The sequence below is a fragment of the Clostridium thailandense genome (genome assembly GCF_019207025.1).
Classification (GTDB): domain Bacteria; phylum Bacillota; class Clostridia; order Clostridiales; family Clostridiaceae; genus Clostridium_AM; species Clostridium_AM thailandense.
In genome coordinates this window covers 1-15977 of the sequence record NZ_JAEEGC010000007.1, presented here as the reverse complement: position 1 = coordinate 15977, position 15977 = coordinate 1, and the positions used below count along the sequence as shown (strand labels likewise).

The following is a 15977-nucleotide window of genomic DNA, read 5'->3' as shown; positions in this document are numbered from 1 at the left end:
TTGTTTTAACATATTTTTTTAATGACTAAATTTTAATCACATACTTATTATATCACAAAACTTTTAAAACTTCTAATGCCTTTTTTATTTATAATTTCGCTAAAAAATTCACTTTGCCTTTTAAATTGTGTTAATACTTGTATTTACTTCGTTTAGAAGGATTTCACAAATAATAGAAGTACAGAAAAATATGTATTCTGTACTTCTAGGATAACCTATTTAATTATTTATATTCTTTAGCTGTTTCTTCACCTTTTAAAACTCTAAGGCCGCCTTGTGTTAAAGCTAAAAGCTCGTCTTCTCCTGGATAAACTACAACTGGTGCAATAAATGATACCATTTCTTTTATAGACTCTGCTACAGACTTACTATAAGCAATACCTCCAGTAAGTAATATAGCATCAACTTTTCCTTTTAAAACAGCAGCACATTTGCCTATCTCTTTTGCAACTTGGAAAATAAATGCATCAAATATTAATTTTGACTTTTCGTCTCCTTCTTCTGCTTTTTTCTGTAAATCTCTAAAATCATTTGTATCTAAATATGCTACTACTCCGCCTTTACCATTTATCTTTTTCTTTAATTCTTCTATTGTATATTTCCCGCTGAAACAAAGTTTAATAAGGTCTCCAACTGGTAGTCCTCCACTTCTTTCTGGTGAGAATGGACCTTCCCCATCAAGTGCATTATTTACATCTACAACTCTTCCATTTTTATGAGCTCCAACAGAAACTCCTCCACCCATATGTGTAACTATTAAACTCAATTCATCATAAGATTTATTATTTTCTTTAGCATATCTCTTTGCAACAGCTTTTTGGTTTAATGCATGAAATATACTTTTTCTTTCAATTTCTGGCATACCTGATATTCTTGCAACAGCATCCATTTCATCAACAACAACTGGATCTACAATAAATGCTGGTATATTTAATGATTTACCTATTTCATTAGCTATTATTCCACCAAGGTTTGATGCATGTTGTCCTTGAACTCCTATTTTCAAATCTTCAAGCATAGCTTCGTTCACTGCATAAGTACCACCTTCGATAGGTTTTAAGAGTCCACCTCTTCCTACAATGGCACTTAATGTTTTTATATCAAATTTCTTTTCTTGTAAAACCTTTAATATAACATCTTTTCTAAACTGAAGCTGATCAAATATAGTAGCATATTTTCCTATTTCTTCTGAAGAATGTCTTAAAGTTTCTTCTAATATTTGTTTTTCATCTTCATATACACCTATTTTAGTTGATGTTGATCCTGGATTTATTATTAATAATTTATAAGACATTGTTTTTCCTCCTTTAAATTTAACTAAAATATTCTCAATTTTAACTATGTAACTATTTCTTTTTTAACTCACTAGCAACTAATGCCGCTAAAGCTATTGAGTACATTTTTGTTTCATGGCTATCGTTTCTTGAAGTTAAAACAACTGGTGCTGATGTTCCAACTAACAATGCACCACTCTTACATTCTGTTGTGTAAGTTAGAGTTTTATACATAATATTCCCTGATTCTATATTTGGCATTAATAATATATCAGCTTTACCTGCTACTGGTCCTGTTACTCCCTTATGTGCAGCAGCTTCTTCCGATAGAGCATTATCTAATGCTAATGGGCCATCAATAAAACATCCTTTTATTTGTCCCCTATCATTCATTTTTGATAGTATAGAAGCATCCACAGTAGCCTGCATACTAGGGTTTACCACTTCTACCGCACAAATTGGAGCAACTCTTGGAGTTTCCACTCCAACTGCTTTCGCAACAGTTACTGCATTTTTAACTATATCTACTTTATCTTTAAGTTCTGGATACATATTGAAAGCAGCATCTGTTACAAATAATAATCTATCAAATTTATCTAATTGAAATACACCAACATGGGACATCAATTTTCCTGTTCTTAAACCAACTTCTTTATTCAATACTGCTCTTAAAAAGTTTGCTGTATCAATAAGGCCTTTCATTAACATGTCAGCTTTGCCTGTTGAAACTAATTCAACAGCCTTTAGTGCAGCTTTTACTTTATCTTTTTCATCAATCACTTCAAAATTGCTTAAGTTCATTCCTATTTCTTTTGCTATATTTTCTATTTCTGATTTTTCGCCAACCAGAATAGCATCTGCTATCCCCTGCTCTTTGGCATCTCTAATAGCTTCAAGAACTGGCTTATCTTGAGCTACTGCAACAGCTACTTTTTTAAGTTCTTGTTCTTTGGTTTTCTTCAAAACCTCCATAAAATTTTTAATCATTAATAAACACCTCTTCCTCATATACTTTAGCTATTTCTTCACCCTTCAGTGCTCTTAATGCACCTTGAGCTAATGCTAGCATCTCTTCTTCTCCAGGAATTAATATAACTGGTGCGATAAATTTAACCATTTCTTCCACATAATCTGTAAGTTTTTTATTGTAAGCCATCCCACCAGTCAATATTATTCCATCTATTTTTCCTTCCAACTGTACAGCCATAGATCCTATTGTCTTTGCAATTTGATAGGACATGGCATTTAAAATAAATTCTGCTTTTCTATCGCCTTCATCTATTCTTTTATTAACTTCTCTTCCATCATTAGTTCCTAAATAGGCTGTAAGTCCACCTTGACCTATTAGTTTTTTCTTTACTTCATCATATGTATATTGTCCACTATAGCAAAGCTTTATTAAATCCCCAACTGGAAGTCCTCCTGTCCTATCTGTTGAAAAAGGACCTTCAGCATTAGCATGATCTACGTCAATTATTTTTCCATTTTTTACTGGAGCTATAGATATTCCACCGCCTATATGTGCCACAACAAATGAACTTTTGTCAAAAGTCTTATCTAAGCTATTACATACTCTTCTAGTAACAGCTTTAATATTTAACGCATGGACAAGTGACCGCCTTGGAATCTCTGGTAATCCTGATATTCTAGCTACATCTTGTATTTCATCTACTGCTACAGGATCAACAATATATGCAGGTATATTTACTTTTCCAGCTATCATATGTGCAATTATTCCACCAAGATTTGATGCATGTTGAGCTTGATATCCTATTTTTAAATCTTCAAGCATTTTTCCTGTCACTTTATATACTCCACCTGGCATCGGCCTTAGAAGTCCACCTCTGCCTACTACTGCTGCTAAGCTTTCAATAGAGACATTTTGTTCCTTCAACCAATTCATTATGACTTCCGTACGCATTTCTTTTTGTTCATAAATGCTTTCAAACTTTGATATTTCCTCTACACTGTGAGACAAATTCTCAGAAGATACGCATTTTTCATTGTCAAATAATGCTATTTTGGTAGAAGTTGAACCAGGATTTATTACAAGAATAAGATAATTAGCATCCATAAAACAATACCTCCATGAAACCGTTTTATACGTATGATTATATTTTAACAGATATATTTACAAAAAAGTATTTTTCAGAAAATTTAATATAATGGGTAATACTCCTTCATTATACTTTCTGCAGCTTTTAGACCATCTACTGCCGCAGAAACTATTCCTCCTGCAAAACCGGCACCTTCTCCACAAGGATATAGGCCTTTTATATTTATGCTTTCAAGTCGATCATTCCTTATTAATCTAACAGGAGCCGATGTCCTCGTTTCAATTCCAGTTAAGACAGCACTATGGCTTGCAAATCCCTTAATTTTTGAATCAAAATTTACTAACCCTTCTTTTAAAGATTCAATAACATAATTAGGTAAGCAATTTCTTAAATCTCTAAATTCATATCCAGGCCTATATGTTGGTTTTATATTTCCAAGCTTAGTGGATATATTATCTTCTAAAAAATCTCCAACTAGCTGTATAGGGGCTTTATATTCTCCTCCTCCAAGTTTATATGCTAATCCTTCATAATGCCTTTGAAATTCCATACCTTTTAATGGTGAGTTACCTTCAAAATCCTGTTCTCCTACAGTAACTACAAGAGCAGCATTAGCGTTATCTTTGTCACGCTTGTAGTTACTCATTCCATTAGTAACAAGTCTATTTTCTTCCGATGAAGCACCTACCACTTCACCGCCAGGACACATACAGAAGCTATATACTGATCTTCCAGTAGCCTTTGCAGCATGGGTAAGCCTATAGTCTGCGGCTTTTAACCTTGGATGGTCAACATATTTACCATACTGATTTATATTTATTAGCTTCTGAGAATGTTCAACTCTAACTCCTATTGCAAATGCTTTCGGCTCCATAAACACATTATTTTTATATAACATTTCATATGTATCTCTTGAGCTGTGACCAATAGCTAATATCAAACTATCGCAAGGAATCTCTTCTCCGTTTACTATAATAGCTTTTAAATCTTTATCTCGAATAATTAAATTTTCTAACTTGCTATTAAATCTAATTTCTCCTCCAAGTTCTATTATTTTTTTCCTTATGTTTTTTACAACTGTTTTCAGTATATCTGTTCCAACATGCGGTTTTCCACTGTATATAATTTCTTCTGGCGCTCCTGCCTTGACTAATTCTTCAAGCACAAAATCACACCTAATATCTTTTATCCTAGTGGTAAGCTTGCCATCCGAAAAGGTTCCTGCCCCGCCTTCTCCAAACTGTACATTAGAATTAATATTTAATTTACCAGTCTTCCAGAACTCCTCTATAGTTTTTGTTCTTTCTTCAACTTTTTCTCCACGTTCTATTATTAAAGGTTTATAACCTTTTTGCGCCATTAAAAGACCTGCAAACATGCCTGCAGGCCCCATTCCCACTATAATTGGTCTATGATCAATTTTTTTTATTCCAAAACTGAACTCTTCTTTAAATTTTTTCTCTTTCATCTTAACATCTTTGTCTTTTGCTCTGTTAACTACCTTTGATTCATTTTCACATTCTATTTCAATAGCATAATTAAATTTAATAAGGTCTTTTTTTCTAGCATCTATTGACTCCTTTATTATTTTAAAATTATTTATGTCGGCGATAGATAACTTCAACTTTTGAGCAGCTTTTATTTTCAAATTATTTATATCTTCATCTATACTAATTGATATATTGTTTATTCTAATTGCCATTTTTGTCCTCCAATACCTTTTTAGTTATTGTTACTTTTATACTAGAAGGATCTTGTGATACCTTAGACACGCCATCAGGTAAATTTATATTAATATTTACATTCTGATCTCCTTCTTGTAAAGAATTCAAGTCTACGAAGCATTCTATATTTTCAGGTTTTAAATTATTTATAATATTCTCAGCCCCTGAAATAGTTATGTTGACCTTGTTTTTATCTAGATTTGCCGTGTAATTATTTCCTAAATTTTTTGTCACTATATCCAAGCTTAACTCTTTTTGGGTACTCTTATTAAAATTAATATTCAACTTAATAGTACCATTACTGTTTATAAGAATTACATTCTTTGGAACAATTATTTTAGCTTCTATGCTATCTTTATTATTGATTTTACTTATATCTATATCCTCTGTATCAATGCTGTTTACATTTGAAATAACTTTTTCATCTCCAGCAATGTCTATCATCTCTGGAGTTGGAGTTATTGATTTTATATTTGACTGATTATTTAGATTCCCTAGCATTTTTACATTTATAGGAACACTCTTTATTTTCTTAATAGGTACAGTTATTTCTATGGACTCAGGTTTTATAGAAACGCCCTTAACAACATTTCCAGAGGAATCCAAGGGCTGCAATGACAATACTGTAACTATGTCTTTTTCTGAATTTTTAACATCATATTTTGCCACTGCACTATTTACATATTTAATTGAGTCTGACGGACCATTTGCCTCTACTTCAGTAGTCTTATATATAGGCTGCATTGCAAAAAAGCCTTCTTTTGCCTTTCCTTCAATAACAACCTTTACTGGAATTGTTTTTTGTTTCAAATCATCTAGAACTACTCTTATCCATAGATTTTCACTATTCACTACACTAACATTCTGCGGACTTTTTTTAATTACGACTGGTATCTTATTTTCTCCTTTTTTTACTCCATAAGCACTCAAGTCTGATTCCAATTTAAACTCCTCAGGTTTAACCAAATATACATCAGAAGAGTTCCCTCTTATTGTTAAAGATACTTTTGTTTGCTCTTCCCCTACAGTTACTAAGCTTGATTCAGAAAGTTTATCCTTATTCACTACTGTAACAGGTACAGAAATTTTCCTTTCTCTTATAGGATTTTCAACATTGAAAATATATAGCCATAATATAAATGATGCAATAATGCAGCATGCTCTAATAATTAATTGCTGCCTTTTATTTTTTTCTTCCACATCATCACCTGCTCTCTAAAAGTTAACTTAGTCTGCTGTCTTTTCTTAATTATTCTAATAAGAATATCCTTAAGTCTTTCTCTACTGTAGTTTCTTGTAAGAACACCATTTACAGCAAGTGAAATATTACCAGTTTCTTCAGATACTACGATAACTAAAGCATCAGAGTTTTCAGATAAGCCTATAGCCGCTCTGTGCCTAGTTCCTAGCTTTTTATTTATCTCTTGGCTATTTGTTAATGGTAAAAAGCAACCTGATGAAACTATTCTATCATTTCTAATTATAGTTGCTCCATCATGCAGCGGTGTATTAACAACAAAAATATTTTCCAAAAGTGCAGAAGATACAACCGCATCTAGTCTAGTTCCAGTATTTATTATATCTTCCAAACCAGTAATCTGCTCGATTACAATAAGTGCTCCCGTTTTTGTTTCTGATAAGTTTTCTGCTGAATTTACAATTTCTGTTACAATTCTTTCCATCGTTTCTTCATCTTCTAAAATATGTCTGTCATTAAATGCAGTTCGCCCTAGTTGCTCTAACGCACGACGAATTTCTGGCTGAAATATAATAATGAATGAAAGAACTCCTATAGTTAAAGTTTTAGTCAAAATCCAGTTCATCATAGTTAAATTCAAAAAATTACTTACTGGAATAAGTAGGATTATAAATATTATTCCTTTTAGCAGTTGCTCAGCCCTAGTTTCTTTTATTAACATATATGCTTTATAAAAGATATATGAGACCACTAATATATCCATTATAGAAGATAAACTCATATTCTTAATAGAATTAACTACTATATCTATCATTTCCACCCGTTTCACCACCATTATAAAAATACCTATTTACAATTATACACTATTTAATATTGTTTATATCAATACTTAATTTTATTTTATAAAATGTTAATAAAAAAATTATACTTTTGTATTTTTTTTAAATTAATGGGTACAATACCATTAGCCTAAGTTTTTTTATTAAACACGGGGAAACCAAGATTTTGGGGTGAATCGCTTTTTGCGTAGGTTATGCCTTTACCGAACCCGTCAGCTAACCCCGTAGGTAAAAGGAGAGGATTTTATTGAAAAAATTTACTTTTTTTCTTATTTTATTAATACTTTTAATTTTTCATATTAACAAAGTAGAAGCTATCGACTCTAATAACTCTGATTCAACATTATTTAATCAACAAGAACAAGTAGTTCAAGTTTTCAACTACTCTGATAAAAAAATATATATTACTCAAAAAGATATACGCTTAATGGCACAAATAGTTTATGCAGAAAGTAATTGCGAGCCTTTTGAAGGCAAGGTAGCAGTTGCGTCTGTAATATTAAACCGTTTAAAATACCCTGAGTTCCCCAAGACTGTTGAAGAAGTAGTTAAACAAAGAGGAGCTTTCTCTTGTGTAAGAAATGGGAACATAGATGTAGTTCCTGATGAAGATTGTTATAAGGCAGTATTTCAAGCATTAAAGGGAGAGGATCCTACTGAAAAGGCAATTTTCTTTTATAATCCTAGGATAGCAACATCCCAGTGGATGAAAAATATAAACAAAAAAAATGTTAAAACTATCGGCAATCATGTTTTTTTCGTAGTTAAATAGACATATTATATTTTAGCTAACCTAGCTAAGCACATAATCAAATAGAAAGTGGCAGTAAATAATCTTTATAAAAATAGAAGGTTATTTACTGCCACTTTTAAATTTTAAAAACACCATTGCTTTTTTAATTCATAATCCTTTACTCAATAGAATCTAAGTATGCAACAGCACTTAGTGCTGCCACCTGTCCTTGGCCTGCTGCTCTCATATATTGATAAGGCTTACCTGTACAATCTCCCGCTGCAAAACAACCTTTAATGTTAGTCTTCATATCTAAATCTACTTTTATGTGATCGCCTTCCATTGCTAGGCCTGGAACAAGTTGACTTGGAGCTACACTATCTTTTAATACAAATATTCCATCAGTATTAATTTCACTGCTTTTCAAAATTAACTTGTTAACCCTATCATCTCCTTGAATTTCTAGAGGTCTATCATTGACAGTCTCTATATTCCCTCTTAATTTATAACTCCCATTATACATAGGTATATAATATAGTTTTTCTGCCAACTCACTCACATAGTTTGCCTCTTCTTCTGCATCTCTGTTATATCCGATTATTGTTACTACCTTCCCTTTATAAAGAGGAGCATCACATGTAGCGCAGTACCCTACCCCTTTACCTAAAAATTCTTCTTCACCTTTCAATGGCTTAGTATACTCTATGCCAGTAGCAACGATTATAGCATTGGCTTCATACATCTTCTCATTTACCATTAATGCAAAATAATCGCCCATTGCATATATATTATTTATTCTTTCATTTGTTATACCTATATCCATAACATTTATATGTTTTTCAAATTGAGCTTTTAGTTCAGAACCAGTTATATCATAGAATCCTAAATAATTATTAACTTTAGGAGCCTTAATGAGTTTACTACTAAAATCTTTACTTCCAAATAAAATTATATTTTTATTTCTAATTTTAGAGTTTATTGCTGCTGATAATCCTGCTGGACCAGTTCCTATAATAGCTATATCATATCGCATTTTTTTCACTCCTTAATTGTAGAGTATATACTCTTCATAAAACAAAAAAATTACGATGTAATTTTTTATAAGACAATTGACAGCGGATAAAGGACAATTAAAGTAAATTTTCTCTCTTACGTCAGAAAACTAATTTATTTTTAGGCCTGTTTTGCTAATGCAAAATATCGACATATTATATAAATTAAAAATTTTTCGTAGCGTAGCAGAGAAAAATCCTCCTTCACTATCCTCTGTCCTCTTAAAAAATATTGCTTCGCAATATTTTTATTATATATGTTTTTCTATTAGACTTTTTATTGCTTCTTTAGGTCTAAATCCTACTAAAGTTTCCAATACATTTCCATTCTTAAATACCATTATAGTTGGTATACTTGAAATTCTATACTGAGTTGATGCTACTGGATTTTCATCTACATTCAACTTAAAAAATTGAGCTTTACCATCAAGTTCTGTTGCAATTTCTTCCATTACTGGAGCTAACATTTTACATGGCCCGCACCAAGTAGCCCAAAAATCTACAATTACAGGCATTGAGGATTCTTCAATCGTCTGAGGAAAATTTTCATCTTTAATTTCTCTTACCATTTTTTACGCCTCCATACATACCCCTCATGGGTAATTTATATATAATTTTATATCATTTGTAAATAACAGTCAATAGTTTTTAATAATTATTATCAAAAACATCCTTTTTATTTATATAACTATTTTTTTCTACGAACATTAATAATATGTATTATATATGTAATTAACAATAATATATTATTGTTTAGGAGTTTGCTACTTCATTTACTATAGAATTATTGTACATAGAGTTCGGATACTTGCTCATCAGTTTTTGAGCATATTTTTTAGCCATTTCCTTATTGGAGTCCTTATTTAAAATAACCAATTTATATAGAACTGTATCTTGATAAATACCACCATCGAAACTATTGTCATATTGTATATAATACTGTATTGCATTCTGAATATCCCCGGACAACTCGCAACTAGTTGCAAGCATATAAACTACATGAGTATATAAATCGCTATGAACATCTAATGTGTAGGCTTTTGTTAAGCTCACCTTAGCATCTGAATAATTTTTATTATTTAGCGAAGCACATCCCTTATTGTAAAAGTATTCTACACTTTCTCCTTTTAATAATTCACCTGCTTGCAATATAATTAATTTGTTATCTTCTGATATGTTTTTGTCCCTCCATTTCATATATTCCTCATACAAATCATCAAAGCTCTTATTTTGGATATCACTTTTTATCTTATCGGAGGGAAATACTTCAGTTTCTGTCTTACCTTTACTCTCTATACTAGTTTGTTGTTTATTACCTTGTACTTTACTGTTTTGTGATTTATTATTTTCATCTTTTACAATGTTTGGCGTTGGTTGCTTGAACATGTTTTTTACATATTTTTCAAAAGAAGATATATATTTATTTGAAATTTGTTTGTTTGTTGAAATCAATTTATTAAACTCAATATATCTAATAGAAACACTCATCATAATTAAAAACAATAAGCAAAACGATACAATTAAGACTTTTTTCATGTTCCAAACCGAAATATTACATCCATATTTTTTAAGAAGCTTAATATTCTCTTTTGCTGCAACATTATTTTTATCTAATTTAAATACTTTCTCTATATATTCAAAAGCCTTATCATAATCTCCTTTACTTAAGTAGCACCAAGAAATACAATTGTTTACGTTTATGCAATTATAATCACTTTCCTCACATTTCTTCAAGGCATCTAATGCTTCGCTGATTTTTAATTCATTAATAAAGCTTACAGCTGTATTATAGAGATTCTGCCTTTCAGAATCGCCTTTACTATCAATTAAATATCTTTGTGAAACGCTATCTTTATTAATTTGATAGTTCATTTTCCATATTTTTTGTGAGCTATCTAATTCTCCTTTAAAATAGAATAACAGTCCCTTAAGATTGATAGCTGCGCTGTTTTTTATATCAAGAGATATACTTTCCTCACATAGTTCTATCGCTTTATCTATATAACCATTATTATATTTATCAATTGCCTTAATATATATTTTCTTGGATTTATCCATGTGCTACTCTCCTCAGGTTTAAATGACTACTAGTTTTCGCCATTTATTGTACATATAAGTTTTCCTTCAGAATTTTTCACCTCCATTTTTTTGCTTAAATTTATATCAAAAGAATAAATAGTCCAATTTTCTACATGTGACTTATTATATTGATCGTCTTCATAAACATCTACTTTTAAATTTATATTGTTTCCCGATTTTTTTGCTGATACTATTTGCTGCTTTTTATCTGGTGTTTCAAGAACTACAGAAGTTTCTCCTGTATTAACATTAAGCAAATATAAATTTCCTCCATTAGAAACAGTTCCATGGGCATTGCTTGTTATAAATAATAAATTTTCATCATTTATCCATTCTATATATCTTGGTGTAAGCTTCTTATTATTTGAAATTTCAAAACTAAATATGTTTCCACCTTTATCCTTTACGAGTATTTTTCCTATACCCTCTTCTGAAGCTTCTGATCCTCTTCCATCTATGCATGCATTATTTGTTCCGTCAACGCTGGTTATCCAAGGTGTGCTAAAACTTGGTTTTGTTCCTTTAGAAAGTTGAGTCTTGATAAATTTAGGTGCATTAGAATTATCTTTTTTAACTGTATTTTTAGCATTGTTTATTTCTTTCGTTTCTTTGGAACTATTTTCATAAGTATTAGCTTTTTCACTACTATTTTGTTGTACATTAGATTCATTATTTGAGGTCGCTGCAGGCTTATTTGAACCTTGTGAGCAAGCAGTAAGTCCTAATACTAGTGCTATTGATATAGAGCATAGTGCATATATTCTTGTTTTTATTTTTAAGTTCCTCATAATAAACTCCTCCTTTGGTAATTCAAATAATAATATATTTTTATACCTTATATTATATACTAAAATAAGTGTTTAAAGTTGATATTTTATTAATAAATAAAGCCTAAACTAGATTTTTATCCAGTTTAGGCTTTATTTTTGTTAAGTTGAGTAAACTTATATAATTAATTTTGCATTATCAACTGTTTTGCTTTTAGTATAGATGATGCACTCATTGAGAATTCGTCTAATCCATACTCTACTAAAGTAGCAATAGCCTTCTCATCTCCTGCCATCTCACCACACATACCACACCATTTTCCTTCTTTATGTGCGCCTTCTATAGTCATCTTTATAAGTCTTAATACAGCTGGATGCATTGGATTATAAAGATACGATACTTTTTCGCTCATTCTATCTGCTGCTAATGTATATTGTATTAAATCATTAGTTCCTATTGAGAAGAAATCAACATATTTCGCAAGTTCATCAGCACAAACTGCTGCTGCTGGTATCTCAACCATGATACCCCACTGAATATTTTCAGAAACATCTTTTCCTTCGGCTTTTAATTCAGCTTTACATTCTTCAACAACTTCTTTAGCTTGTAAGAATTCTTCTAATCCTGAGATCATTGGAAACATCACTCTTAAGTTTCCATATACTGAAGCCCTAAGTAAGGCTCTTAATTGAATTTTAAATAATTCTTTTCTATCTAAACATAATCTTATTGCTCTATAACCTAAGAATGGATTCATTTCTTCTGGTAATGGCAAGTATGGAAGAGTCTTATCTCCACCAATATCTAATGTTCTTATAACAACTGGTCTTCCTTCCATCTTTTCAAGAACATATTTATATGCTTCATATTGTTCTTCTTCTGTAGGAGCATCATTTCTATCCATGTATAGGAATTCTGTTCTAAATAATCCTATTCCATCTCCACCATTTGCTAAAACCGAGTGAACGTCTTCTGGTTTTCCTATATTTCCTGCAACTTCAATACGCTTTCCAGCTTTAGTAACTGTTTTTACACTTATTAGTTTCTTAAGTTCTTCTCTTTCTCTTTCAAAACCTTCTTTTTTTGCTTCATATGCTTTTATTGTCTCTTCATCAGGATTAATTACAACAGAACCTTCGATTCCGTCTACAATAATTGTATCTCCATTTTTTACTGATGAAGTTATATCCTGTAGTCCAACAACAGCTGGTATTTCTAAAGTTCTTGCCATTATTGCACTATGAGAAGTTCTTCCTCCTATATTAGTTAAAAAAGCTATAACTTTACTCTTATCAAGCTGTGCAGTATCTGATGGTGTCAAATCATGTGCGACAACTACTGTGTTATCTGCCATAATATCTGAATCCACTGATATTTTTCCTAATAAGTTAGCTAATACTCTTTTCCCAACGTCTTTTACATCTGCGCCTCTTTCTCTCATATATTCGTCTTCCATGGAAGCAAATATTCCAGCATACATATCTACAACATCCTGAAGCGCCTTCTCTGCATTTATTTTACTATTCTCTATACCCATTTCAACTGCTCCTGCAAATTCAGGATCTTCTAATAGCATTGCATGACTTTCAAAAACCGCTGCCTTATCTGCACCCATTTCTTTTTCTGCTTTTTCTTTTATTTTTACTAATTGTTCTTTTGAATTTTGTAGAGCTTTCTTAAATCTTTCTTTCTCCGACTCTACATCTTTCACTGCTCTTTCTTCTATCTTTAGTTCATTCTCTTCTTTAATTACTACTGTACCTATAGCATAGCCTTTTGAAGCTGCAATTCCTAGTTTCATTTCTTTTCCTCCTTAAGATAAAACAATATCAATTTATAATTAAGTTTTTAACTTTAAGCCTTTTTCAAATTAATGACAATATTATTAGAGCAATTTTCGTGCCAATATTTCGAAACTATAAATATAAAAATATTATTTGTCTATTTTTCACGCTATATTCCTATGTTTTTTTAAAATACACTAAATTTATATCACATTATGGAATTTACCTTATAATTTGTAAAGATAAAGCATAAACTCTCTTGATAAAAAATATCAACTCAAACATATACACAAGTAAAAAAAATGTTAAATTCTCCTTATAAAAATTTCTAGACTTATTGACTTACATAAGTTAATATATAATTGATAATTTTTATCAATTTTTCTCATATGTATGATATTTTTTATCAATTGGAGGTCAATTATGTATAAAAATAGCATAACAGTTCCTATTCGTAATGGTATACACACTAGAGTAGCTGCAATGATAGTTCACAAAGCAGCAGAATTAAAAAATAAATATGATATAAATCTCTACATAAGAAATCTCTCATCTAAGGAACCTTTAGCTATAAGTATGTTAGCCTTGCTCTCCTTAAAAGTGAGGGAAGATGAAATAATAGAAGTTTCCTGCAAAGAAGATTCACTTAATGGACAAAAGGCAGTAGTTGATTTATGTAATTTTATAACTAAGGATATGGCTACTAATAACTCTGTACTATCTAAAATAGATGACATAATTGAAGAAAACATTATTGCTTACGAACAAATTGTTGAAAATATACCTGTAGGTATATTAGTTATAGATGCAAATGGTTATATTGTGACGATAAATGATTATGCTTTAGACATTGCTGGCAAAAACTCAAGTAACGTTATTGGAAGAAATATAAAAGATATAATTCCGACTACAGATCTCCCCAATACTATTTTATCTAAAAAACGTGAAGTGGGCGAAACTCAATATATAAACAATCGCCTTGTTATTACAAATAGATCACCTATATTCTCTAATGATAAAGTTATAGGAGCTCTTGGTGTGTTTCAGGATATTTCTGAATTAGTAGGTGTTAAAGAACTAAACGAAAAGTTTCAAAAGATATTAGAAGCATCTCATGATCTAATCTGCTTTGTAGATGATAGAAAGATAATAAGTTATGTAAATCCTGCTTATGAAAAGTATTTTGGAATAAATAGTTCAGATATAGTAGGCAAAAATATTATCCAAGTCTCATTTTCAAATTTACTAGACAGTGTTTTTAACACAAAAAAACCTATTGAAAATTCGATACACAAAGCAGATGGTATAAATGTAATTTCTACCATCGAGCCTATTTTTATTGACGGAAACTTTAAAGGAGTTATGTCTATATCTAAAGCAGTTGATGAATTAAAAGACCTTGTTAACAAGCTAGAGGAATCAGAAGAAGAATTAAACTACTATAAAGAAGAATTAAAAAGACATTCAGAGCTTGGCAGTTCATTCAATTCTATAATCGGCTGCAACGGTTCTCTTAAAGACTGCCTTATGATAGCTCAAAAGGCTTCACAATCAACTTCTACAGTACTGATACGTGGAGAAAGCGGAACTGGAAAAGAAGTTATAGCAAAATCTATTCATAACAATAGTGATAGAAAGGATAATCCTTTTGTTAGAGTTAATTGTGCTGCTATACCAGAAAATTTACTTGAAAGTGAATTATTCGGATATGAGAAAGGAGCTTTTACAGGAGCAATAAAAAGCAAGCCTGGAAAATTCAATATAGCTAATGGTGGAACTATATTTTTAGATGAAATAGGGGATATGCCTCTTTCTATGCAAGTTAAACTTCTGAGGGTTCTTCAAGAGCGAGAATTTGAAAGTGTAGGTGGCCTTGTTACCCAAAGCGTAGATGTAAGAATAATTGCTGCTACTAATAGAAACTTAGAAGAAATGATAAAACAAAATAAATTTAGAGAAGACTTATATTATAGACTAAATGTTATAGCAATTATACTTCCTCCCCTGCGAAACAGAAAGGAAGATATAAATCTTCTAGTTGAACACTTCATTCACAAGATAAATGATAAATTAAATAAAAACGTAACAGGTATAGATCAAAAGTCTCTCATGTATCTTCAGGAATATCATTGGCCAGGTAACATAAGAGAGCTTGAAAACATTATAGAGAGAGCAATTAACATGTGCGATGGCAATATAATAACAAAGAAAGACTTACCTTTCTATATTATAGATATCAATTCGGAAAGCGATAGCCTAATAAATTTAACAAATGGAGATTTACAACCTCTAGAACATTATGAAAAAGAACTTATAACTTTAGCCATGAAAAAATACAAAAGTTACAATAAAGCCGGTAAGGTACTAGGCATAACTCATAGAACTGTGGCTTTAAAGTGCAAAAAATACAATATTAATATCAACGATCTTTAATTTTATCCACAAGCTTGATTAAAAACTATCCCCAGC

The 15977-nt window shown here is 30.8% G+C and carries 13 protein-coding genes and 1 riboswitch; of the genes, 2 read left to right on the top strand and 11 right to left on the bottom strand.

Annotation, left to right across the window (positions count from 1 at the left end):
* Window positions 1–223 precede the first annotated feature (223 nt).
* The 6 genes from buk (I6U48_RS01410) to cdaA all read right to left on the bottom strand — a co-directional run bounded on the left by buk (I6U48_RS01410) (window position 224) and on the right by cdaA (window position 7073).
* Complete coding sequence (gene buk / locus I6U48_RS01410; RefSeq protein ID WP_218318609.1) at window positions 224–1294, bottom strand: butyrate kinase; 1071 nt, start codon at window positions 1292–1294, stop codon at window positions 224–226.
* A 52-nt stretch (window positions 1295–1346) separates the two neighbouring features.
* Window positions 1347–2261, bottom strand: a complete 915-nt coding sequence (gene ptb / locus I6U48_RS01405; protein ID WP_218318608.1) for a phosphate butyryltransferase — start codon at window positions 2259–2261, stop codon at window positions 1347–1349.
* Window positions 2254–3348 (bottom strand): butyrate kinase, encoded by a 1095-nt coding sequence (buk, locus tag I6U48_RS01400; RefSeq protein WP_218318607.1) that lies wholly within the window; start codon window positions 3346–3348, stop codon window positions 2254–2256. Before buk (I6U48_RS01400) ends, ptb begins: the two co-directional genes overlap by 8 nt.
* 83 nt (window positions 3349–3431) lie before the next feature.
* On the bottom strand, window positions 3432–5033 hold the full coding sequence (locus I6U48_RS01395; RefSeq protein WP_218318606.1) for an NAD(P)/FAD-dependent oxidoreductase: 1602 nt from the start codon (window positions 5031–5033) through the stop codon (window positions 3432–3434).
* Window positions 5023–6255 carry a CdaR family protein gene (locus I6U48_RS29505; RefSeq protein WP_218318605.1) on the bottom strand — a complete coding sequence of 411 codons (1233 nt, stop codon included), beginning with the start codon at window positions 6253–6255 and terminating at the stop codon, window positions 5023–5025. Before I6U48_RS29505 ends, I6U48_RS01395 begins: the two co-directional genes overlap by 11 nt.
* Window positions 6225–7073: a diadenylate cyclase CdaA gene (gene cdaA / locus I6U48_RS01385; RefSeq protein ID WP_218318604.1), complete on the bottom strand. Its 849-nt coding sequence runs from the start codon at window positions 7071–7073 to the stop codon at window positions 6225–6227. The genes I6U48_RS29505 and cdaA overlap by 31 nt, the downstream gene beginning before the upstream one ends.
* A 136-nt stretch (window positions 7074–7209) precedes the next feature.
* Window positions 7210–7337: riboswitch (cyclic di-AMP (ydaO/yuaA leader) on the top strand.
* A gap of 2 nt (window positions 7338–7339) precedes the next feature.
* Here cdaA and I6U48_RS01380 point away from each other — a divergent pair.
* Window positions 7340–7864 (top strand): cell wall hydrolase, encoded by a 525-nt coding sequence (locus I6U48_RS01380; RefSeq protein WP_218318603.1) that lies wholly within the window; start codon window positions 7340–7342, stop codon window positions 7862–7864.
* Between the two features lie 139 nt (window positions 7865–8003).
* On the opposite strand, the gene I6U48_RS01375 is transcribed toward I6U48_RS01380, so the two are convergent.
* The 5 genes from I6U48_RS01375 to ptsP form a co-directional block, all read right to left on the bottom strand.
* The gene (locus tag I6U48_RS01375) at window positions 8004–8858 is read right to left on the bottom strand and encodes an NAD(P)/FAD-dependent oxidoreductase (protein WP_218318602.1); all 855 of its coding nucleotides are present in this window, start codon (window positions 8856–8858) and stop codon (window positions 8004–8006) included.
* A 270-nt stretch (window positions 8859–9128) separates the two neighbouring features.
* Window positions 9129–9446 carry a thioredoxin gene (trxA, locus tag I6U48_RS01370; RefSeq protein WP_218318601.1) on the bottom strand — a complete coding sequence of 106 codons (318 nt, stop codon included), beginning with the start codon at window positions 9444–9446 and terminating at the stop codon, window positions 9129–9131.
* Window positions 9447–9630: 184 nt separating this feature from the next.
* The gene (locus tag I6U48_RS01365; protein WP_218318600.1) at window positions 9631–10935 is read right to left on the bottom strand and encodes a tetratricopeptide repeat protein; all 1305 of its coding nucleotides are present in this window, start codon (window positions 10933–10935) and stop codon (window positions 9631–9633) included.
* A 29-nt stretch (window positions 10936–10964) separates the two neighbouring features.
* A complete protein-coding gene (locus tag I6U48_RS01360; RefSeq protein WP_218318599.1) occupies window positions 10965–11744 on the bottom strand; it encodes a DUF4652 domain-containing protein in 780 nt (259 codons plus the stop codon).
* A gap of 164 nt (window positions 11745–11908) precedes the next feature.
* Window positions 11909–13525 carry a phosphoenolpyruvate--protein phosphotransferase gene (ptsP, locus tag I6U48_RS01355; protein ID WP_218318598.1) on the bottom strand — a complete coding sequence of 539 codons (1617 nt, stop codon included), beginning with the start codon at window positions 13523–13525 and terminating at the stop codon, window positions 11909–11911.
* A 406-nt stretch (window positions 13526–13931) separates the two neighbouring features.
* Between ptsP and I6U48_RS01350 the strand changes: the two genes are divergently transcribed.
* Window positions 13932–15941 (top strand): sigma 54-interacting transcriptional regulator, encoded by a 2010-nt coding sequence (locus tag I6U48_RS01350; RefSeq protein WP_218318597.1) that lies wholly within the window; start codon window positions 13932–13934, stop codon window positions 15939–15941.
* Window positions 15942–15977 lie beyond the last annotated feature (36 nt).